Origin of the sequence: Pseudomonas sp. NFACC05-1 (assembly GCF_900100135.1) — a bacterium.
Classification (GTDB): Bacteria; Pseudomonadota; Gammaproteobacteria; order Pseudomonadales; family Pseudomonadaceae; genus Aquipseudomonas; species Aquipseudomonas fluorescens_Q.
On record NZ_FMTR01000001.1, the window covers coordinates 640,957 to 662,029 of the forward strand.

Sequence of the window (21,073 nt, forward strand, 5' to 3'; positions counted from 1 at the left end):
CTTGGATATATGGCTAGTCAAAAAAAGTACTACAGAGGCAGGCTATATATGAATTGTTTCAATTAAGCATCTGTGTAGTTGTTATTCCGATACCAATCCAGGGTATCGGTCAGGGTTTCAGCAACAGGGCGGAACTTGCACTCCAATTCTCTTGAGCTTTTGTTATGGCTGAAATGAGTGCGGCCTTGTTCTTGCTCCATGAGCTTGACCGTGGAGGTACTGATGAGCACCGGCTTTTTTGTGATCCGGTAGTAACCTTCATAGATAAGCGCGATGATTCGCAGCATGAACAGAGGCACTTTTCGCTCTGGGGCTTTTATGCCACTGACGCTGGACAGCGCCTGGAAAATGCTCTTCATGTCCATGTGATTGCCGGCGGCCAGGTAGCGCTCTCCGGACCTGCCACGGGTGATGGCCGCGATTTGATGCTCGGCCACATCCCGGGCATCGACAACGGAAAAGCTTCCGGGGAGTACACCGGGCAATTTCTGACCGACAAAGTCGAGCAGGAACTGTCCTGAGGAAGTAGGGCCGATATCGCCGGGGCCGAACATCCACCCTGGCAGGACCATGGCGATAAACATGTCCGGGTGCTGCGCCAGGAATTGCTGGACCTTCTGTTCGGACAATATTTTGCTCAAGTAATAATCGTCAGCCTCCAATTCACTGCGAGACATGGTTTCATCGATCACTTGATCCCGATTGCCCTTCAATACGGCAATGGAGGAGGTGTGGACCGCACGACGGATACCGGCGTCATAAGCGGCTTGCAACAAGCGCTCGGTGCCGGTCACATTGGTGTCATACAGTTTTTGCCAATGTTTCCCGCCTTTGTAACTGTCGCGGAAATAGGCCGCCGTATGAAACAGGGCGTCACAGCCTTGCAGGGCATGGGCGAAGGCCTCGACATTAAGCATGTCGCCTTCGACGAACTCCACAGGCAGGCTGCCGAACTGTTTCCTGGCTTTCTCTACGGAACGAACCAACGCTTTTACTTTGATGTTCCGCTTTAACAGCGCACGAACGACATTATTCCCGAGCAGGCCAGTAGCGCCTGTAACGAAGGCATATTCCATTAAAATCCCGCTCCTGTGAGGTGACCTGGCATTGCATCGAGAGCGGTGTCACTGACTCGATGCGCTGATCAGGCGTTGGGCTCCACCAACGGCGCAAGTAAAAACCATTCGGTATCTGAAAATCAAGTGGTATTTCGTCGGATTGACGAGCTGATGGCTCTGCATCGGGCTTCGTGCAGGTTTTTTCAGGTTCTGGTGCATGCTCGAGGGCAGGAAAATATCCGCTTTGAGCCGCTCAAAGGGACGGCAAGGGCTCATCGAGGGGCGCGAAACGAAGACTGTGAGTCACGCCTATCCGGCAAAAACTGGGGCCGGTAGCCCCATCTAGGGGGCCTTTGCGGCTGTTCCAACTACATGGCACATACATGGCATTTTTTGAAAGTTAAAATGTAAATGATTGAACAAGGCGCGTATAAGATATGATGGCGAAAACGGGTTCCGTACAGTGAGTAATCGATTCGTTGCATTCAGTCACACATAGCTATCTTGTTTGGCCAAAGGAGCCGAGGGCGTGATTAAAAAGAGACTAGGTCGAGAAGAGAGCCAGCAAGTAACAAGAGACAAATTGTTCGACACAGCCACTGAGCTGATGATCCGCAAGGGCTTTCATGCCGCCAGCGTCAACGTTATCGCCGAAGAGGCGGGCTTTTCCAAAGGCGCTTTTTTCTCAAATTTCTCAAGTAAATCGGACTTGCTGCTGCAATTGACTCAACGCTTCAAGCGAGTTGAGATCGAGCGACTGAGTACGACCCTGGCATCGGGATATTCGGCGGAACAGTTGAGCCACGGCTTGAATGCCTATATCGATACGCTGAAGAACAATACCCGCTGTGCGATCCTCGATGCCGAGTTGCAATTGATCGCCTTGCGCGATGAAGAATTCTCGCCGCATTACTACGACTTGCATGAGGAAAACAGCGAGGCCTTGGGCAAGTTGATTACCATCATATTCAATCATGCCGGCAAGAAGCCGCCGCTGGCCTACGCCGCGCTTGCCAAGACCTTCACCGCCCTGGCGGAAGGCCTGATATTGCAAGGGCATAAAGACCCAGCTGTTGAAATCAAGCTGGTGCTGAACTCGCTCATCCAGACCGCAGAGCCTCTATAAGTCCCTGGCGTTATCGTTATTGGCCCAGCAATCGGCAATGCCATGGGCCTGGAAGGTCTTGAAGTTATCCGGGATGCACCGCAAGGTTTGACTGAACGCATGGATGGGTCTTTAGTTGTGCAATACAACTAATGGCTCGTTGCGTCCGAGGTCCCCCCGTGAACCAGTGCCCACCAGACCTGATTGAAAAAATCCGTTCGGCGTCGCGTCTCATGGTGCGGGAGCTGGGGTTCATGCACGCCACGCTGGCTGCGACGGGTTATCCGCCGTCGTCGGTGCACACAATAGTCGAACTCGGCAATCGCCAATCCCTGACGGCGGGTGAGCTTGTCGAGCTGCTTGGCTTGGAAAAATCCAGCGTAAGCCGGATGGTTCGCAAGCTCGTCGAGGCCGGTGAGATTGAAGAAATTGCCCATGAACAGGATGCCCGAGCCAAGCGACTGCGGCTCACCGCGCAGGGGCAAAAGACCCTTCGAGCCATCGATGCTTTCGCCACCCAACAGGTTGTCGCGGCCATGTCTCACTTATCCAGCGAGCAATGTCAGACCGTGAGCGAGGGGATTGCCAGCTATGCCGTTGCGCTGCACGCTCATCGACTCGGTACGGAGCCGCCTGCGCCGGCGCAGTTGGAGATTGCCCGGGGCTACCGTCCAGGCGTGATTGGCCGCATTGTGCAAATGCATGCGGACTATTACTCCAGGCATTCGAACTTCGGCCAGTTGTTCGAAAGCCTGGTGGCATCGGACATGGCGCAACTGATGGGGCGTTTGCACAACCCGCGCAATGAGGTCTGGTCGGCCCTGGATGGCGAACGCGTGGTCGGTTCGATTGCCATCGACGGAGAAGGAGAGGACGGCAGTGCGGTACTGCGTTGCTTCATCCTGGATGATTCGGCACGAGGCAAGGGCGCCGGCAGACGCCTGTTGGCTGAAGCGATGAAGTTCTGTGACGAGTGGGGCTTCAGTTCAACGAGCCTCTGGACGTTCCAGGGGCTCGATGCTGCCCGCAAGCTGTACGAGGATTTCGGTTTCAAGTTGGAACGGGAGCAAGAAGGACAGCAATGGGGGCGACCCGTCACGGAACAGTGTTTTGTACGACCGGGCCCAGCTGTCTCGCCAATTTGAATCGGCTGATACTCCCAGGCGGGGTGGGAGTTTCGGCCTATGTCACCGGCAATGGGATTAAGCCTGCGTGGGCAGATTCGCGCAAAACCCCGACAGTCCCAGCAAGCCTGCGAAAGCCCGGCAGTCGCCGTTGCGAGAAAGTGAAGCCGTCGATAACGACAGCGCCCACGGGCGCCGGGCCGGCGAATGTCTCGGCGGCCCGCTCACGCAGGAGAGCGATCATGACCGATATCCAACACAGCATTCCCCAGGAAGTCGAAGGCAAGGTGGCACTGGTCACCGGAGCCGCCAGTGGCATCGGCAAGGCCATCGCGTTGTTGCTGCACGCCCGCGGCGCCAACGTGGTCGCGGAAGACATCAACCCCGCCGTCCATGAGCTGGCCCGTCCCGGGCTGGTGCCGCTGGAGGCCGACATCACCGAGGATGGCGCTGCCGAGCGCGCCGTCGGCCTGGCCGTCGAGCAGTTCGGTCGGCTGGACATCCTGGTCAACAATGCCGGGATCATCATCAACAAGCGGGTGATCGACATGACGCGCCAGGACTGGGAGCGCATCCAGGCGGTCAACGCCACCGCGGCCTTCCTGCATTCACGCGAAGCGGTCAAGGCGATGATGCCGAACAAGTCGGGGGCCATCGTCAACATAGCGTCCTACGCGTCCTATTTTGCCTTCCCGACCATTGCCGCTTATACCGCCTCCAAGGGTGCCCTGGCACAACTGACGCGGACCCTGGCGCTGGAAGTCATCGAGGATGGTATTCGCGTCAATGCGGTCGGCGTTGGCGATGTGGTCACCAACATCCTTAATGACGTGGTCGAGGACGGCCCGGCGTTCCTTGCCCAGCATGGTGAAGCCGCGCCTATTGGCCGAGCCGCACAGCCGGAAGAAATTGCCGAGGTGGTTGCGTTCCTTGCGTCGGACCGTGCCAGCTTTATCGTCGGTTCGGTGGTCATGGCGGATGGTGGCATGACGGTCACTGCTGGCTGAGTCAAGAAAAAGGCGCTTATCCCATGAAAGGGTAAGCGCTAATGCCGATCAGTTAAGCCTCAACCCCGTGGGAGCAAGCTTTGCTCCCACAGGTTTTGTGTCATGTGATCCTTAGCTGACTGGCATTAGCCCGGGTGCCTCATTTATCTGAATGAACCAACCCGGATACAAACACTTGGTAGCGGCTGGGAAAAAATCAGTTGCAGCGCCACAGCTCCCTGTGGCGAGGGAGCTTGCTCCCGCTGGGGCGCGAAGCGGCCCTAAAACCTGAATCCCGGTTATGCCAGACTCAATGGTGTCGCCAGCCTTGGGCCTGCTGCGCAGTCCAGCGGGAGCAAGCTCCCTCGCCACAAAAGCGGCCCTTGCTCCTACAGGTTTTGTGTCATGTGATCCTTAACTGACTGGCATTAGCCCGGGTGCCTCATCTATCTGAATGAATCAACCCGGATACAAACACTTGGTAGCAGGCTGGGGAAAAATCAGTTGCAGCGCCACAGCCCCCTGTGGCGAGGGAGCTTGCTCCCGCTGGGGCGCGAAGCGGCCCTAAAACCTGAATCCCGGTTATGCCAGACTCAATGGTGTCGCCAGCCTTGGGCCTGCTGCGCAGTCCAGCGGGAGCAAGCTCCCTCGCCACAAAAGCGGCCCTTGCTCCCACAGGTTTTGTGTCGTGTGATCCTTGACTGACTGGCATTAGCCCGGGTGCCTCATTTATCTGAATGAATCAACCCGGATACAAACACTTGGTAGCGGCTGGGAAAAAATCAGTTGCAGCGCCACAGCTCCCTGTGGCGAGGGAGCTTGCTCCCGCTGGGGCGCGAAGCGGCCCTGGCGCCTAATGCCGATCAGTTAAGCCTCAAACCCGTGTGATCCTTAACTGACTGGCATTAGGGTAAGCACCGTTTTTTTGCCTTTGTCTTGAGTGCTTGTTCAGAGTTGCACCCGACGAAGCCTGCCGTTTAACGGCACCACGCTTCCATCTGGTGTAGGCAGTGGTCGCCCGAGCAGCCCCATGCCTTCGCTGACCAGTACCGCGTCCGGTAACAGGCACAGGTTGGAAGGGGTGTCCAGGTCGCGGGCGAGCACCGTGACCTGGGCGGTTTGCAAGTCGCAGCTCAGCAGCCGCCCACTGAACCGGGTAAAGCCGCCATGCAGGGGTTCGCCGTTCCAGTCGGGAAGCAGCGGTTGTTGCAGGCGCTCGCAGAGTTCCAGCACCAGCAGTTGGCCGTTGGGGCGCAGCGCCAGCCCGGTGGGCAGTTGCAGGCCGCGAATCAGGATGTCGATCCTGGCGCTGCCCGGCCAGACCCGGATCACCTGGCCGGCCTTCTCGGCAAAGTCGATGCCCTTGCGGCTCGGGTCGCCGTGCAGTTCGCCCGAGAACAGGCTGATCAGCACGGCGTCTGTCGCCGGTTCGTACACCAGGGTCACGGGAACGGCTTCCTGGCCTTGATCCAGTTCGGGCAGCTGGGCCAGCACGCGCTCCTCTTGGCCTGTGATGAACTCCACCAACTGATTGGTATCGGGCTTGACGGCCAGCCAGCTGTGGCGGGTCGGGTGGTAGCACAGCGCATTCAGGTTGCCACGGCTATGGAACACTGGCTCGGGCGGTGTGAATTGCAGGTCCAGCAGTTTGGAACCGGCGACGTAATCGGTCTGGCTGACCAGGCAGCGTCCGTCACCGCAGGCGATGTCCGACACCCCCATGATTTCATCACGCAGCATGCGCGCCTGCATGTTCATGGCGCGAAAGCCTTGCGCCAATGTTTCGCGGGGCAGGTAGGTGCCGGGCCGCTGCGGATCCGGTCGCAGTCGACTGATACGGCCGCTGAAGGGTTGGTCGGGCAACCCCGAGCCTGCTTCGGTCAGCAGCAGGCTGCCATCGGCTTGCAGGCAGAGGCCGCGAGGGTTCAGCAGGTCCTCGGCGACCAGGGTGCCGGGGCGCAGGTTTTCCCCGGGGTGCGCGGGGATCTGAAGGGGAACGGGCATAGGCTCTCTCCGTGATTGAGCAGGGGATACGGTCATTGCGGCGGCTGCCACGGTTCACCGGTGAGATAGGCCCGCAGCAACGCCCGTTGGCAGGGCGACATCGAGCGCACCACGGGCATGAACAGCGTGGTGCCTTTGTAGGCGTCCGAGGTGCGGGCGAGGATAGGGTTCTTGGCGCCCATGACGGCGTCGGGCTGATTCAGCGGGATATAGCGCGACATGGCGGGGAACGCCAGGTAGTGAAAACGCAGCACGTTGGGGTACATCAGCGGCCAGGTGATGGTGGTGCCCTGGGGAATGCCGAAGTCGGTCTGGGCGTATTTGCGAAAGTTGGTGAAGTAGGCACTGCTGTCGAGGCCATTGGCCGTGCAGGTCAGGGCGACGAAACCCGCTTGAGCGGCGCTGCCCGGCTTGAGGGTGACCGGGAAACTGACGGAAAGCTGGCCACTGTCGACGGTCAACGAATCAGGGAAGTCGAGGAAGTCCCAGTATTGCGGTTGATCATAGACCGCGGGGGCCGCCGCCTGCAGGCCAATTTCGGTGGTGCTGGGGACCGCTCCGCCCAGGTACCTGACCTGAAGGGTGATCGACAGGCCGTTGGGGTAGTCCTCCAGGTAGACGTTGCGTTGGTCGGCATAGATCCGATAGGTCGACTCGGTGGCCTGCAATGTGGTGCCGGCGACCTTGCCCGGTGCGTTGATCGCCAAGGCAGAGGTCCGTACTGCCTGTAGCTGGTCGGCGGTCAGGGGCAGGTCGACGATGCCGCCATACACGTAGTAATCGAATAAAAAGCGGCTGGTCGGCTCCAGGGTCGTCAGGGTGGTGGAGCCGGCGCTGATGGTCACGGTCCCGTAATTGGCGTTGGGGCCGATCGGGCTGGTGATATCGTCCCTGACGGCCCGGAAGGTTTCCTTCGGAATGACGTTCACCATGTCGATGCTCAGGTAACCGGTGTTGTCCAGGTCGGCATAGCCGGCATTGCCGGTACTCTGGTTGACCAGTTGCCGGCCCGGCTGGCAGTTCAGCGGCTCATCGGCGAAGGCCGGGGCCAGTGTGCCGATGACCCGGCCGATGCTCGGGTTGGGCGTGTACCGGCCGGCGGCATAGTCGGCGTCCAGTTGTTCGGTGGTCATCGTGGGGCACATTTCGAACATGACGAAACGCAGGACGATGCCCGTCGCTCCCGGTGCCTGAATGATCGAGCGCAGGCCGCTGCTGTTCTGGTTCCAACTGACAATGCTGCTCAAGGGGAAGGTCAGTTGAAATGTACCGCTGGCGTGGAAAGAGCCCGGCGCATCCATTTTCGCCGGCAGCAGCACACGTCCCGCCACGTCGAAACTGCTGCACACGGTGTCGCTGCGGATCAGCAATTGGATGTTGTCGTTGCCACCGATTTGCAGGCCACCGACGAAGATTTGGGTGGTCGTCGAGGAGGTGGGGTTCAGGTCCACCATCATCGGTCCGGAAACGGGCCCCTGGCCGGTCACCGGGTCCACCGAACCGAGCAGGTAGACGGGCTGGCCCACCAGGTCGCCGGTGGTGTTGATGCTGCCGGGGATGCCCTGGGAGCTGATCAGGGCGTTCTGCATGTCGACGATATGCTGCCCATAGTGATTCCAGCCCCCGGCGGTGTAGTAGTTGCCGGTGGGGGCATTGATCATGTTGTTCAACTGGTCGTCGGTGTAGGACTCGGCGCTCGGTGCCAGGGTCGAAGTGGTCAGGTCGAAGAGCGGCCAGTCGTCGTTGCCACCGTAGGGAATGGTCGGGGAGTTGTTCGGCAGGCTGACGTCCGTGCGGATGCCGCCCCAGAAATTCAGCCGTGGTCCGTTCAGGATGCTCATGATTTATTCCTCGTCCTTGATGGTTTTGCCGACAGGCGAATTGGCGAATTTGAACAGGTAGGAGTAGTCGGATTTGTAGGGGCTCTTGACCGGAGTCGCCATGGAGTGGCAATTCATGCAGCTGCTGTTGGGCTGGATGTAGCTTTCCATGGTCACGTTGGCCGAAAGGGCGGGGGTCGGCTGGCCCAGTGGATTACTGGGGTTGTCCGGCATCAGCGGGCGCTGGGTGGTGATGAGTTGGTAGTACTTCAGCACGCTGCGTTGCAGGTCCGGGTCGCTGCGGTAACGGGCGTTGACCTCGTTGGTGATCTCGGCGATCGGGGTGTACCGGTTCAACGGGTTCGGGGTCTGGAAGGTGGTGCCAGGCTTGGGCACGCAGACCAGGTGCGCGCCCTGGGTCTGCCAGTCGCAGGGTGACTGGTTGAGCGTGGCTGCCGGGGCGTTGGCGTTGAAGTAGGAATAGGCCGTGCCGGAGGCCGGCTGGTCGACCCATACACCGTTCACCAGCGTTTTGGGCGGAACGTTGTCGATCTGCTCGAAGGTCGACCAGATCCACTGCGGATAGCCGTTCACCTTGGTGATGACGTGCAGCCCCACCAGGCCCAGATAGGCCTCGGTGACGCCGGTGCGCTGGCCTTGGTCGTCGAACGTGGCCACGCGCGCAAGCATGGTCAGGTAGCGGCTGGCATTGTCATTGGGGGTGAGGATGCGCCAGCTCGATTTGACCTCGATGACCCCATAGGGAAAGTTGATGTTGTTGGCTTTGGAAACCACATCGGCGTTATAGAACTGGTTGGCGACGATGTAGTTGTAGGAGGTCTCGTTGGCCGAGATGTCGTAGTAGGTCGGGTTGCCGGCCTGGTCGATCAGCCAGCCGCCGACGGCCTGGTCGACGGCATTCACCTGGGAGCTGTTCTTCAGCGCGGCGATGTTGATAATGCCCAGGCTCTTGGCAAGCTGCGGGGTGTTCCAGGGGCCTGGATCGGCCCCCCGTGGCAGGAAGGTTTCTTCCACGGTCTTGTAGGTCTGCCAGACGGTGTAGCCAGGATCTCCCGGTTGTTTGCTGCAGTCGGGATCACCGCGCTGCCCCGCCTGGGCGGGCCAGTTCACGGCGATGAACAACTGCCAGCTGTATTGATCGAACAGGTCCTGGCTGGCGTTGGCCGCCGGCGCCGTGCTGGGGGGCTGGCAATTCAGGTTCGAGGCCTGCGTCCGTGGCATGGCTTGTTCCTGGGATTGTTCCAGGGCCAGGGCCGGAAGACTGGCCAGACCCAGTAGCACCAGGGTGAAACGGAATGAAGTGTTCATGGCGATCCTTCGTCATTGGTCAGGGTTTGCGCTGCATGAGCTTGTTCCACTGCGCCTTTTGCCCGTTGCTCTGTGAAACCGGTGGCTCGAACAACTGGCAGGGCGGTGGGTTCGCCGGGCACATCGCAGCCACCTGCGCCCAGGTCTGGGCAGGGTCCGGTCTGGCGATGCGGAAGTTGGTGTAGTTCTGGCTGACGATGGGGGCATTGGCGACACTGCTGTCACCGGAGAAAAAGAACGATTGGGGCTGCCGGTAGGGCGGTTGCCCCGACATTTTTTTGTAGAAGGCATAACCGAACAGGATCGGACCTTGCGGCGAATCCAGGTCCAGGGCGTAGGCCTGCACGCTGCCATCCAGGTTTTTGCTGCGCGCGGCGCTGTAGGGCAGGTGCTGGATGAAGTCTTGCCGCGGTGGATGATTCATCGGCGAGAACATGCAGCAGGCCGGCATGTCCTTGGGGCGATCCTGCGGGTAGGTCAGGAAGTATGCCTTGTTGCCCAGGGACACGAAGGAGCAGGTGTAGTTGTTGTTCTTGATCGGAAAGATCGGCAGGCAGTACTTCTCATAGTGCTCCATCATCGCCCCGAAGCCGTCGCCATCGGCCGGGATATAGGCCGTGTCGTAATAGCTGGTCCCGCGAGAGACGGTGTAGTCCGCCGGGGTCAGGGTGGAAGGGGGATTGCTGTAGGGCGGCGGGTTTTTTTCGTAGTTGTGCATCACCCGGTACATGGTCCAATCGCTGATCCAGAACGCCGGGAAAAACGGATCGGAAGGGTCGCCCGGGGCACGTTTGGCGATGCAGTTGCCGTTCTGTTCGTTGCAGCCCTCGGTGTTGTGCACGCCCATGGTGAAGTAGACGGCACCGCTGTCCTGCTGGGCAAAAAGCCCCGGACTGAACAACAGGATCAGTAACAACAGTCGGCTCAAAATGCAGGCTTTCATATCGACACTCCTGTGCAGTGCCGGGCGGCGGGCTCGCCACCCGGTGATCCTGGGTGAAATCGTCAAAGGCCGTTGTAGTCACTCATGCTGAGTTTCTTGGGCGGATAGTTGAACTTCACCAGGCGCTTGGCCCACAGCTCCAGGACGGCGCGGCGGCTTTGGGACATGTCCCGGGTGATGGGCATCGCAAGGGTGCTCTGGTCCTGGTAATCCTTGCTGATCAGCAAGATCAATTGGTCGATTGCGCCCTCCACGCGCGTCCGGGAATTGAGCGGCATGAACTTGTTCATGATGGGGTACAGGTAATAGAAGGTCTGCAGGATCCTTGGATAAATGAACTTGTCCCACAGCAGCTCTGGAGCGTTTGTTTTCTCGTAGATGGCGTTCCAGGTGTCGATGAAGTCCTGTTGCAACTGCATGTCCAGTGGCAGCACCCGTATCGGTGCGAGGAAGTCGACGTAGGCCTGGGTGATCGGGAAGCTGAACGGAATGGCCGGTTTTTTGCCGTTCTCCTGCACGAAGAAGCGCAAGGTAGGGAAGCCTGGCGCCACTGCCCGGCAGCTTATCTGGGCGATGCCTTGGGCGTTGGTGGTGATGACGGCGTAGGAGTAATTGACGCTGCTGGCCTTCTTGTCCTGCAGTGTACCGGTGCCATTGAGGCCTTTGTCGAAGACCAGGCAGGGGCGCAGGTCGACGGCGACCGGCGTACCGGTCGCTCTGAGGAAGTCTTGGTACCCGATCGGGTTGCCTACGGGTTCGGGCACGTCCTGCAGTTCGGTCAGCCGGCGACCGCTGCCGGTGCTGCGATAGAGGGCGACCTTGGGGGCGTCGATGAACTGCGGCAGATTGGCTGTATTGTTGATACGGGCCGACGGGTTGTCGTAGAACAGCGTGAAATCGGCCGCATTACTGAAAGCCAGGTAGTAATTGCTGCTGGTCACCATGTAGGGGTTGCCGTACTCCGCGACATACAACGTGGTGTTGGCGGCCGGCTGACCATTTTTCTGCACCATGATGCTCAGCGTCTTGCGGTCACCGACATCGATGAAACTGCCGCTCTCGATGACTTCGGCGGTCCACGGTTGCTGGCCGGCGGCGATCCTCGGAGGGGTGGCCGGGAGGCGCTGTTGCAGCAGCAGAGGACCGGACTGCAGCAGTGCCTTGGCTTCGGGGTTGAGCGTGAGATCGAGGATGCCTGAGCGTAGCTCGAAAGCCGATTGCTGGTATTTATCGAAGCCGAAGCCGATCCCCGCCATGAACCGTCCCTTCTGGCGCACGCCCAACAGGTAGTCGCCGGCGTTGAATTTCTCAGGGACCAGGATGTCGGCTGCGGGGTCCACGGGATAACACGGGAACGTGTTACTCAGGTCCAGCGACAGGGTATTACCGTTGATCTGCGCCGAGATCACCCCTAATGGGACACTTTTCTTATCGTGGCCCGGTTGAACGACCGAGACTGGCTGGGTGGGTACCAGGCGCACCCCGGCGGGAGCGGTGGGGTATTCGTTGGCGAGCCACAGACCCAGCACCGCCGAGGTGCGGCTGTAGGCGGGGTTGAAGAAAATCTGGTTGACGTTGTTCAAGCCTTCCCTGTACAGATCACGCACTTTCGCCATGATGTCCGGGTGGTTGGAACGGGTGTTGGGGCGCTGCGTGTAATCGTTGAATACACCGTTCTTGTCGTAGCAGGTCAGGTAGGTTGAAAATCGGAACATGAGGCCCTGAGCCCCTTGCTGCGTCATCTGCTGCTGGAGGTTGGCCAGAAGACGCGAGTTGCCAATCGCCCATTCCAGGTTCTCCTTGGGAAAACAGGTCTGCCAGGTGGTGCTGATGTTCACCAGGCTACCCAGGGCTCCCCAATTGAAGTTCAGGAAACGGTCCATCATCCGATACTTGCGGTTGAGGGTCAGGCCGCAGGACGTATCCCCCAGCACCAGTTTGTCGAAATACAATGCCGTGAACGTGTTCTGCCATGGGCTGATATCCACGAAGCGCGCCGGGGTCGGGGCGGAGCTGCCCAGAGGGCTGCCGAGTAGGTGGTATTGCGCGCCGATCAGCGAATCCTGATCGATGTAGGTATTGGCCTGCAGCTCGCCACCGATGACGGTCGAGGTGGTTTTCCCGTAGTTCACCAGACCGCAACCGTTGTCACCGAACAGATCCCATTCGGCGGGCATGTACGGGTCATGCTTCGGATTGATATTGCCTGGCACTTGTTGCACATAGGTCGGCATGTCGGCCATGTACTGCGTCGAGAGAGCCCATGGCATCAGCCTGTCGGGGGCATTGTGGGGGTCGATGCCGAAGTGCTTCACGAACGGCCAGTTGATGTCCATGTTGACCGCGTCGTACAGCGGGAACATGTCATTGTTGTTGGCCGTTGGCGGGTTCCAGAACATCTCGCCGTTGAGGTAGATGCGGGGGAAATTCAATATGCTCATGTCGTGCTCTCCTTAGCGTTGCCACTGGGCGTGTTTCAGCGACCAGACAAAATCCAGTTTTTTGTAGCCGACGAAGGCCTTTTCCGGCAGCGGCGTAGTGGGGTAGGTGAGACCGCCTGAGGACGGGATGGCGAAACTGAACCAACCGTTGCTCTTCGAGTAGGCGGCGGTGCCGTGGCAAGCCAGGCAGGACGATGTGTCCTGGAATGCCGACTCCAACTGTGAGTTCGCCAGGACCTGGGTAATGGGCTGGTATTCCACGCCGATCAACTGGTACTTCGACAGCGCCGGGTTATTGGCCTGGAACTGGGCGTTGACCGGTATGGCACCCGCTGTCGGCCCGGTGCTGTTTGTCATCGGCGCAGGCGGGTAGTCCTTGTTCACGGTGTATTTGGGGTTGTTGAGGTTTTCGAAGGTGGTCCAGACCCAGTCGGGGTTCAGTTTGTTGACCACATGCAAACCGCTCAACGCCGCATAGCCGACCTTGTACCCGGTGCCCACGGCGTAGTAGGCCTGGGCCACGTAGTAGCCATCTTTTTCCAACTGCTTCTTGTAGTTCGCGTCCGTGCCGATCCATAGCCAGGCGGCTTTCAACTCCCAGGCCGTGGCCGGAAAGTTCAGGTTGCTCGTCAGGGCCTCTTGACCATCCACGTTGTAGACATTGGTTTTTACGATGTAGTCGTAGGTGTCCTGGCCCATCAGCAGTTGAAAGCGCACGACGTGACCTTGTTGTGTGGCAGGCACGGCGGCACCGCCCATGGCCAGGCTCAGGCCGTCGACCTGCTGTACGGCGTTGATGTTATGCAGGAGACGGTTCGGGTCTAGCCCCAGGGCTTTGGCTTGCCTGAGCACCTCGCCCGGTGGCTTCATGCGGCTGTCATACGAACCGGGGTTGGCGCCATTGGCCAGATAGACCTGATCGGAAGGCTTGAACAGCTCCCACTGACGGTTGTAACCCTTGGCGTCGGACTGGTTCAAACAGACGAACCAGTTCCAGGCCATGGTCTCGGGACTATTGTTGAACGCGGTCCGGGTCTGGTCGGCGTTGTATCCAAATTGCAGGAAGTTACCGCAATTGAAGTTGGTGGCGTTCTCGGCCTGGGCCAAACCGGCCAGGGCACTTAGAACAGTGATGGAAATGGCTCGCCGCATGGAAGCTCCTTGGCATTCGCCGTATCGGCATGAGGGTGCCCCCGGAAGTGTTCCAGGAGCAGTTGCTTCACCGCCGTCGCCGCAAGGTGCTGCGGCAGCGACAGATCACAATTGGTGATGAGCAGCGGGCCGGTCTTCTCGCTCGTGGGCAGCCGTCCGTGGCTGCCGCGGACCAGGCGGGTGTCCAGCGGAATCAGGTCCATGTAGTAGCGAAAGCCGAGCTTTTTCTGGAGGAGGCGGCGCGCCACTTTCAATGTCGGGAAGCGAATGGCCGGGTCGATGAACAGCTCGAGCGGGTCATAGCCTGGCTTGCGATGGATGTCCACGGTGCGGGCAAAGTCGGGAGCCTTGCGCTCGTCGAACCAGTAGTAATAATCGAACCAGTAACCGGGCGCGGCCACGGCCACCAGTTCGCCGCTGCGGGGATGATCCAGTTGCCAGGCCTGTTGTTCGGTTTTATCCAGCACCTGTTCGATGCCGGCCTGGCGTTGCAACAGCGCCTTGACGCGGGGGATGTCGCGCGCCTGCTTCACGTAGATGTGCGCGACCTGATGATCGGCCACCGCAAACGCTGCACTGGCACCGGGATCGAGCAACTCCCAGGTCAGCGATTGGCGGACCTGCAACAAGCCCTCGGCTCGTAACAACCGGTTGATGGAAACGGATTGGGTGACGGCTTCGATCCCGTATTCGGACAGCAGCATCACTGCCGCGCCTTGTGCTTGGGCAAAATCCAGTAGACGCCCGACTTCACCGTCGATGGCCCTTACCTCGTCGGCAATCGACGGGTGATCGGGCCCCAGGCGTTGCAGGCTGTAGTCGAGGTGGGGCAGGTAGATCAATTGCAGGTCGGGGCGGTTGAGCTGGAATTCGGCGATGGCGCAGTCGACGATCCAGCGGCTCGACGCGATGCCGGCCGCCGGTCCCCAGAAACTCGGAAAGGGAAACTCGCCGATCTGCTGTTCGATACGCTCATGCAACGAGGCCGGCGCCGAATACAGGCCGAACAGCTTGCGACCATCGGCCGGGTAGTGGGGCCGAGGGGTAATGGCGGCGTCCACGTCGGCATACATGTTGTACCACCAGAACAACTGGCTGCAGCGAAACCCGGGGTACTGGCGCTTGAGTGTCTGCCAGACCTTTTCCCCCTGGATCAGAGCATTGGGTTGCAGCCAGAAACGCACTTCGGCCTGATCGCGAAAATACCAGCCGTTGCCGACGATGCCGTGTTCCGACGGTGGTTGTCCGGTGAGGATCGAGGCCTGCACGGTCGAGGTGACCGCCGGGAACACTGGCTGCAGCGTGGCCATCTTGGCCGTTTTCAACAGGGCATTGATGCAGGGCGTCGCGGCACCCAACAGCGCGGGCGTCAGGCCGACCACGTTGATCAGCAGCAGCGGCTGGCGCGCAGGATCAGAGCGCATGGGCGTGGGCCTCCAGTGCCTGAGGTTGCAGCAAGCGGCGCTGTTGCAATTGATCCTCGACCCAATGCAACTCCGCCGCGATGCCCTGGAGTTGGGCATGCTCGGTCGTGGGCCGCAATTGGCTGGGCAGGACGCCCCAGCTGTAGGTTTCCACTTCCAGTACGGGGCGAAAATCCCCATGGTCGGCCAAAAAGTCGAAAGTCTGCGACAGGGCAAGCTGGCTGCCGCTGAGTTCGGGCAGCAGCAACTGCTCGCTGAACAGCGGAATGTGAAAGTGAATCCTCAGTTCGGGATGAGAGGCGCGGTTCTGCTCACAATCGTCCAGGGCCGCGGGGAGGTCGGCCCAGGCCGATAGCCGATCGTGCCCATCGCGAGCCTTCACTTGATGCAGGTAGGTGGGCTCGGCAAAACCGCTCAATGTCTTGAGCACCTGTTCGCGCCGGTGTTCGTCCTCAGGCAGGCGACAAATCAGTGCATTGGATAACTGGATCTTGCCGATGGGGACCCGGGCCCGACGCAATCGGTCCAGTGATTGATAGCAGTCTTCGAACATCACGGCCTGGTGGCAAACGTCAAAGCACAGCGCCAGGTGTTCATGGTGCGGGTCCGTGGCTTGCCAGTGGCGGAAGAAGGCGATGGCCTGGTCGGTGTTTTCCAGCACGCAATCGGGCTCCATCTCCAGGCAGACCACGATCTTCTTGCCCGTCTCCCGTTGCAGCCGGGCCAGCCCGGCAGTGAGCTCGCGCAGTTGCTGCTCGGCACGTTGTTGTAGCGTCGGGCTCCAGTGGGCGGCATAGCCCAGGGGCAGGCTGGAGATCACTCCCTGGGCACAGTCCGCTGGCAGGGCCTGGGCGAGAAATCGAGCCAGGTCCAGGCTGTACGCCAGCCGCTGCGGATCGGCCCAGCTGGGCAGGTAGACGTCGGCTTTCACCGCGCCCTGGTGAAATTGGCCGTAGGGAAACCCATTGAGTGAGGTCAGGCGTAGTCCGCTGCGTTGCAGCAGGTCGAGGAAATCCGCACGGGTCGACGCTTGTTGGAGTTCGGCGGCGGCGAGGGCGCTGATCCACAATCCACTGTCCTGCGTATCGAGCCCGCGCAGTGTGCGTACGGTCTGGAAATGCCGTTCGACGCAAGCGCATAGCCCGCCCAGGTCATGGGTCGGGTGAACGTTGCTGCAATAGCCGATCTGCGTGGCCGTCCAACCCGTGCGGGCGCTCATTTGATCACCGGTTCCTGGCCCCGCAGGGCGGAGTTGTCCTGCCATTGCCGCCGCTGATCGATGGGCAGGGGCGTGCTGACCAGGGCTTTGTCCAACTGGCCGCTCTGGGCGAAAAAGTCCACCGGGTTGTGGAACAGCACTTGTTCGACCTGGGCTTCACTGAAGCCTGCGGCTAACATTGCCTGGCCGGTCTTGGGCACCTTGAGCGGGTCGCTGATGCCCCAGTCGGCGGCGCTGTTGACCACCATTTTCTCCGTGCCGTACTGCTGCAGCAGCGCGACCATGCGTTGTTCCGACATCTTGGTGTTGGGGTAGATGGAGTGGCCGCGCCAGCAGTCGCTGTCCAGCACCAGGGGCAGGGTCAGTTCGTTGAGGTGGTCAATGATCACCAGATGTTCGGCAATGCCGACCTCGCGAATGACGGCGAGCGTGCGTTTGGTGCCACCAATCTTGTCGCGGTGCGGCGTGTGCACCAGCACCGGCAAATTGAATTGCTTGGCCAGCTCCAATTGCGCGGCGAGGAAGCGATCTTCTTCCGGGGTAATGTCGTCGTAGCCGATTTCACCCACCGCCACCACGCCGTCTTTCACCAGGTAGCGCGGGAGAATCTCCAGCACCTCATTGGCCACCGACAGGTCATTGGCCTCCTTGGGATTCAGGCCAATGGTGCAGAAGTGATGGATACCAAACATGCTGGCGCGAAAACGCTCCCAGCCCAACAGTGTGTCGAAGTAGTCGATGAAGCTGCCGACGCTGGTCCTGGCCTGGCCCTGCCAGAAGGCCGGCTCGATTACCCCGGTGATGCCGGCGGCCGCCATGTTCTGGTAATCGTCGGTGGTGCGGCTGACCATGTGGATATGCGGGTCAAAGTACTTGGGCATGGTGAATCCTCGTCAAAAAAAGCGGGGGGCGGTGGGGCATCAGTTCGGCGAAACGCCGCCCAGGTGCTCGTGCCATTGCGTCGGCAAGCGTTGTTGCTGGCCCAGGCCGGCCAGGCGCTGACGTTGCGCCGGGCTCAGCAGGTCGAAGGCAATGACGTGGGGCAGCCCGGCGGACACCGTTCGTTCGGCGGCGAGTTGTTCGTCCAGCAGGTCGAGGGCCAACTGGTTGAGGGTGACGCTTTGTCGTTGCGCCAGGCCGATCAGGCGTCGTACGTCGAGGCCCATGCCCAGCGCTTTCAGCACCAATTGGTTGAAGGCTTGTTCGTTGTAGTGACGCGATGGGTAGGCGGTGTCCAGGGCGAGGGCGGCGAACACCTGGCTGTTGCTGGTGCGCCCGGCCTGGCGTGCAAGCTCCACGCACGCTCCGCGACTATCGAGCCAATCGAGGGCTTTCAAGGTGGCGACCTTTTCCTGGTCGTCGCCCCACAGGAACAATTGGTGCAGCAGGGGGACTTGCCCGGCGGCGGGCTGCTGTTCCAGCACCTGGGCCAGCAGCAACGCTCGCGCCAGTTGGACGTTGCTCCAGCCATCGCCACCGGGTTGCGCACGCTCCTTGAGGTTGCGCTTGCATTGGCTGCTCATGAGCGCCGCGGTGTTGGCGTCCGGGCTTAGGGCAAGCTGTTCCTCTGCCTGATGCCACCATCGCCGTTCGCTTTCATCGAGATGGCGGATGAAAGGCTGGCGTTGTTCGTTCAGGCAATCGTGGCGCATGTCGAGGGCCGCCGATGCCGCTGCAGTAACGTCCGTATTCATGTTGGTTTGATCCAGCGCTGGAAATGGGGAAGCAGGAAAAACACCGCGACACATAACAGGCTACCCAAGGGCTGGTTAGCCACGGCCAGCACCAGGGCATCGAACAGCGGCAGGGCTGCCAGGCCAGCGCCGATAAAGGCGCGGACCTGTCGTTGCCGAGGGTTGGCCAGGTTGTGCCAGTAATGCCAGCCCAACCAGCCAAGCCATAACAGCAGCACCGGCCAAAACCAGGCGCTGCCTGCATAGACTGCCAAGGCCAGTGGGCTCAGCATCAGCAGCAGGGGGAGGCGGCTGATCAATTGGTTGCGGTGTTCCTGGCGAGCCAAGTAGGTCAGGCCGCTGATGTAGACACCGAGCAAAATGGCGCAGAGCCAGATCGGCCCCGCCGGCATCGCCAGGCTGGCCGCCGCGGTGAGGTAGAGCGCCGAGCGGCAGGCCCCCATCAGCCAGACGCTGTGGGCGTATCTCTTGTGCAGCAGGTTGTAACCGAGAATGCAGCCAACCAACAGCGTCACGCTGCCCAGCAGCCAGTGCGGCTGCTCGATCAACTGGCTCAGGCCCAGCAGCGAGGCGGCAGCCAGCACCAGCAACAACGCAGTGGCCAGCCGCACGTGCTGGCGGCTCACCAGGCCCAGGGTTATGGGGCGGGGGTTGTGGTGTTGTTGGTCCCAGTCGGCGTCCAACAGATCGTTCAACAGCATGCCGGCGAGATACAGCAGCGACAGTGCCACCAGCAGCAGGATCCACACCAGGGAAGACGGCGGTGCCAGGGCCCCGGCGCTGCTGGCGAGCAGGGCGGCGGCCAAGGTGTTGGTCCACACCGTGGGCAGGTTGGAGACACGGCCGAGGGTCAGCCAGGTCTTGAGGTTCGGCGCCGTCTGGTTCATTGCGCACAGCGCTCGTTCAGGATCGGCGCAAGCTCGACCTGGGTGGACAGCCGCTGCAATGCCTGCTCCATTCGCGCGGTATCGATTTCATGCAAGTCCACCGACTCGCCGATCCGGCTCAACATGGGGATGGAGAGTTGCCCGCCCAGATGCTGGCGGAACTCCTCCAATCCCAGCAAGACCTGCGAGCGCCCCAGTGCATCTTTCAAGGTCAGTTCTGGCGGGTTCAGGCAGAAGCCGAGCTTGAGCAGCAGGTTCAGCACCCGTTCGGTGTCGCCGTCGCTCAACAATCCCAGGGCATTGGCATAAAGCCCATCCAGGGCCATGCCCACCGCGACGGCTTCACCATGGCGCAGTCGGTGCTGACTGAGATTTTCCAGTTTGTGAGCGGCCCAGTGTCCGTAGTCCAAGGGCCGTCCGTTACCACGTTCGAAGGGGTCGCCGGCACCGGTGATGTGCGCCAGGTGCAATTCGGCGCAGCGGTGGATCGCATAGCGGCTGGCCCCATGTTCGAAGTGGGCGAGGGCGTCGGCCTGTTGCTCCATCCATTGGAAAAACGCCTGGTCCTTGATCAGCGCCACTTTGACCGCCTCGGCCAGGCCTGCGATCTGGTCGCGCCGGGTCAGGCTGGTCAGCAATTGAAAGTCGTTGATGACTGCGGTGGCGGGATAGAAGGCACCCAGCAAGTTCTTCTGGCCGAAGGCGTTGATGCCGTTTTTTACACCGATGCCGGCGTCGTTCTGGGCGAGCACGGTGCTGGGGATGCGAATCAGGCGAATGCCACGGTGGAAGGTGGCGCAGGCGTAGCCCACCGCATCCAGCACCGCGCCGCCACCGAGGGCCAGCACATGGCAATGCCGGTCCAAGCCATGTTTCAGCATGTCGGTGTACAGCCGCTGCAACACCTGTGAATCCTTGCTCGACTCGCCGGCCGGGACCGCAATCGGCGGCGCCTGCAGGTGCAGGTCTGGAAAGTGGCTGGCGAAGTAGGCGTTGATCTGTTCCTGCAGGTGCGGGGCGCTGTGCAGCAGTTGTTCATCGGCGAATATCAACACCGTGACCGGGCCCCTGTGGCCGGCCATGAGCTGGCGGTGCAGGCAGGGATTGAGCGGATCGAATACATGGTCGGTGAACACCACCGGGTAGTCGTAGCTGACCTTGAAGCGCCCGTGCAACGGTTGCTCCGCGTCGCTGCGGCGAAGGCTCTTGAACAGGCTGTACCCGGCGATGAACAGCCCGGGCAATACCATGCTGGCGAGCAAGGTCACCAACAGCGCGTTCTGCTCGACGAGAAAGGTGCCAATGGCGCTGTAGGCCAGCGCGAGGCCGGCGTTGGCCAGGGTGGTGACCAAGATGAAAGCGCGCAGAGGGTAGCCTTGCATACCGGCGGCGACGACTGAGGTTTCCGCCAATACCGGGACCCCGCGCAGGCAGATCAACGACAGTGTGCCCAACCGGTACGCCAGTTGCCCCGGCTGGCGCTGATGCAGGCCCAGGCGGCCGGACAACAAACGCAAATAGCCGGCGCCCAGGGCATAACCTAACCCGGCGCCCAGGCACAGCCCCACGAAAATCGCCAGGTAACCCCCCACGCTGCCGAGCATGGCCACGGCCAGCAGCGCAACCATGCTCGACGGCACCGGCAGCACCACGTCCAGCGCCAGCAGGGCGATCAGCAGCAACGCGAGGTAGAGTTTCTGCGCGGGCGTCGAGGGTTGGTACAGGTCGAGATGGGTCAGGAAGTCCTGGATCTGTTGTTCGAACAGCAAGAAGCTGGCGATCACCAGGGCGGAAAAGCAAACCAGCGACAGCCAGAAATGTCCGGCTGCGCCTTTTTGCGAGAGCAAACGATACCCACGGCCATGCTTCATCAAGCATCCCTCTTGT

General features: G+C 60.6%; 16 protein-coding genes. 3 read left to right on the forward strand and 13 right to left on the reverse strand.

What is annotated here, in order from left to right; translation table 11 throughout:
- Positions 1 to 62: 62 nt before the first annotated feature.
- A complete protein-coding gene (locus BLO97_RS02735; RefSeq protein WP_072347767.1) occupies positions 63 to 1,076 on the reverse strand; it encodes an SDR family oxidoreductase in 1,014 nt (337 codons plus the stop codon).
- Positions 1,077 to 1,587: 511 nt separating this feature from the next.
- On the opposite strand from BLO97_RS02735, the gene BLO97_RS02740 reads away from it, so the two are divergent.
- The 3 genes from BLO97_RS02740 (at position 1,588) to BLO97_RS02755 (ending at position 4,294) form a co-directional block, all read left to right on the forward strand.
- A complete protein-coding gene (locus BLO97_RS02740) occupies positions 1,588 to 2,184 on the forward strand; it encodes a TetR/AcrR family transcriptional regulator (protein WP_063321617.1) in 597 nt (198 codons plus the stop codon).
- Between the two features lie 212 nt (positions 2,185 to 2,396).
- Positions 2,397 to 3,308: a bifunctional helix-turn-helix transcriptional regulator/GNAT family N-acetyltransferase gene (locus tag BLO97_RS02745; RefSeq protein WP_092344802.1), complete on the forward strand. Its 912-nt coding sequence runs from the start codon at positions 2,397 to 2,399 to the stop codon at positions 3,306 to 3,308.
- 221 nt (positions 3,309 to 3,529) lie between these two features.
- Positions 3,530 to 4,294 (forward strand): SDR family NAD(P)-dependent oxidoreductase, encoded by a 765-nt coding sequence (locus tag BLO97_RS02755; RefSeq protein WP_092344806.1) that lies wholly within the window; start codon positions 3,530 to 3,532, stop codon positions 4,292 to 4,294.
- A 927-nt stretch (positions 4,295 to 5,221) separates the two neighbouring features.
- On the opposite strand, the gene BLO97_RS02760 is transcribed toward BLO97_RS02755, so the two are convergent.
- The 12 genes from BLO97_RS02760 to BLO97_RS02815 all read right to left on the reverse strand — a co-directional run bounded on the left by BLO97_RS02760 (position 5,222) and on the right by BLO97_RS02815 (position 21,057).
- Positions 5,222 to 6,277: a hypothetical protein gene (locus tag BLO97_RS02760; RefSeq protein ID WP_092344808.1), complete on the reverse strand. Its 1,056-nt coding sequence runs from the start codon at positions 6,275 to 6,277 to the stop codon at positions 5,222 to 5,224.
- 32 nt (positions 6,278 to 6,309) lie between these two features.
- On the reverse strand, positions 6,310 to 8,118 hold the full coding sequence (locus BLO97_RS02765) for a hypothetical protein (protein WP_092344810.1): 1,809 nt from the start codon (positions 8,116 to 8,118) through the stop codon (positions 6,310 to 6,312).
- Between the two features lie 3 nt (positions 8,119 to 8,121).
- The gene (locus BLO97_RS02770; protein ID WP_092221883.1) at positions 8,122 to 9,426 is read right to left on the reverse strand and encodes a hypothetical protein; all 1,305 of its coding nucleotides are present in this window, start codon (positions 9,424 to 9,426) and stop codon (positions 8,122 to 8,124) included.
- A gap of 19 nt (positions 9,427 to 9,445) precedes the next feature.
- The gene (locus tag BLO97_RS02775) at positions 9,446 to 10,369 is read right to left on the reverse strand and encodes a hypothetical protein (protein ID WP_092221885.1); all 924 of its coding nucleotides are present in this window, start codon (positions 10,367 to 10,369) and stop codon (positions 9,446 to 9,448) included.
- Between the two features lie 62 nt (positions 10,370 to 10,431).
- Positions 10,432 to 12,810 carry a hypothetical protein gene (locus tag BLO97_RS02780; protein WP_092344813.1) on the reverse strand — a complete coding sequence of 793 codons (2,379 nt, stop codon included), beginning with the start codon at positions 12,808 to 12,810 and terminating at the stop codon, positions 10,432 to 10,434.
- 12 nt (positions 12,811 to 12,822) lie between these two features.
- Positions 12,823 to 13,962 (reverse strand): hypothetical protein, encoded by a 1,140-nt coding sequence (locus tag BLO97_RS02785; protein ID WP_092344815.1) that lies wholly within the window; start codon positions 13,960 to 13,962, stop codon positions 12,823 to 12,825.
- Complete coding sequence (locus BLO97_RS02790) at positions 13,932 to 15,386, reverse strand: alkaline phosphatase family protein (RefSeq protein ID WP_092344817.1); 1,455 nt, start codon at positions 15,384 to 15,386, stop codon at positions 13,932 to 13,934. The genes BLO97_RS02785 and BLO97_RS02790 overlap by 31 nt, the downstream gene beginning before the upstream one ends.
- Positions 15,376 to 16,605 carry a metabolite traffic protein EboE gene (gene eboE, locus BLO97_RS02795; protein ID WP_092221891.1) on the reverse strand — a complete coding sequence of 410 codons (1,230 nt, stop codon included), beginning with the start codon at positions 16,603 to 16,605 and terminating at the stop codon, positions 15,376 to 15,378. Before eboE ends, BLO97_RS02790 begins: the two co-directional genes overlap by 11 nt.
- Entirely contained in the window at positions 16,602 to 17,486 is an 885-nt protein-coding gene (locus tag BLO97_RS02800) for a TatD family hydrolase (protein ID WP_058545409.1), read from the reverse strand. The genes eboE and BLO97_RS02800 overlap by 4 nt, the downstream gene beginning before the upstream one ends.
- Before the next feature lie 39 nt (positions 17,487 to 17,525).
- Positions 17,526 to 18,299, reverse strand: a complete 774-nt coding sequence (locus BLO97_RS02805) for an EboA domain-containing protein (protein WP_092344819.1) — start codon at positions 18,297 to 18,299, stop codon at positions 17,526 to 17,528.
- Positions 18,296 to 19,186, reverse strand: a complete 891-nt coding sequence (locus tag BLO97_RS02810; protein WP_092344821.1) for a UbiA family prenyltransferase — start codon at positions 19,184 to 19,186, stop codon at positions 18,296 to 18,298. Before BLO97_RS02810 ends, BLO97_RS02805 begins: the two co-directional genes overlap by 4 nt.
- The gene (locus BLO97_RS02815; protein WP_092344823.1) at positions 19,183 to 21,057 is read right to left on the reverse strand and encodes a 3-dehydroquinate synthase; all 1,875 of its coding nucleotides are present in this window, start codon (positions 21,055 to 21,057) and stop codon (positions 19,183 to 19,185) included. Before BLO97_RS02815 ends, BLO97_RS02810 begins: the two co-directional genes overlap by 4 nt.
- Between the last annotated feature and the right edge of the window lie 16 nt (positions 21,058 to 21,073).

Coding starts and splice junctions, on each gene's coding strand:
- BLO97_RS02785 (WP_092344815.1), bottom strand. CDS start 13,962: ATGCGGCGAGCCATTTCCATCACTGTTCTAAGTGCCCTGGCCGGTTTG.
- BLO97_RS02735 (WP_072347767.1), bottom strand. CDS start 1,076: ATGGAATATGCCTTCGTTACAGGCGCTACTGGCCTGCTCGGGAATAAT.
- BLO97_RS02780 (WP_092344813.1), bottom strand. CDS start 12,810: ATGAGCATATTGAATTTCCCCCGCATCTACCTCAACGGCGAGATGTTC.
- BLO97_RS02765 (WP_092344810.1), bottom strand. CDS start 8,118: ATGAGCATCCTGAACGGACCACGGCTGAATTTCTGGGGCGGCATCCGC.
- BLO97_RS02775 (WP_092221885.1), bottom strand. CDS start 10,369: ATGAAAGCCTGCATTTTGAGCCGACTGTTGTTACTGATCCTGTTGTTC.
- BLO97_RS02745 (WP_092344802.1), top strand. CDS start 2,397: ATGGTGCGGGAGCTGGGGTTCATGCACGCCACGCTGGCTGCGACGGGT.
- BLO97_RS02760 (WP_092344808.1), bottom strand. CDS start 6,277: ATGCCCGTTCCCCTTCAGATCCCCGCGCACCCCGGGGAAAACCTGCGC.
- eboE (WP_092221891.1), bottom strand. CDS start 16,605: ATGAGCGCCCGCACGGGTTGGACGGCCACGCAGATCGGCTATTGCAGC.
- BLO97_RS02810 (WP_092344821.1), bottom strand. CDS start 19,186: ATGAACCAGACGGCGCCGAACCTCAAGACCTGGCTGACCCTCGGCCGT.
- BLO97_RS02800 (WP_058545409.1), bottom strand. CDS start 17,486: ATGCCCAAGTACTTTGACCCGCATATCCACATGGTCAGCCGCACCACC.
- BLO97_RS02770 (WP_092221883.1), bottom strand. CDS start 9,426: ATGAACACTTCATTCCGTTTCACCCTGGTGCTACTGGGTCTGGCCAGT.
- BLO97_RS02790 (WP_092344817.1), bottom strand. CDS start 15,386: ATGCGCTCTGATCCTGCGCGCCAGCCGCTGCTGCTGATCAACGTGGTC.
- BLO97_RS02815 (WP_092344823.1), bottom strand. CDS start 21,057: ATGAAGCATGGCCGTGGGTATCGTTTGCTCTCGCAAAAAGGCGCAGCC.
- BLO97_RS02755 (WP_092344806.1), top strand. CDS start 3,530: ATGACCGATATCCAACACAGCATTCCCCAGGAAGTCGAAGGCAAGGTG.
- BLO97_RS02805 (WP_092344819.1), bottom strand. CDS start 18,299: ATGAATACGGACGTTACTGCAGCGGCATCGGCGGCCCTCGACATGCGC.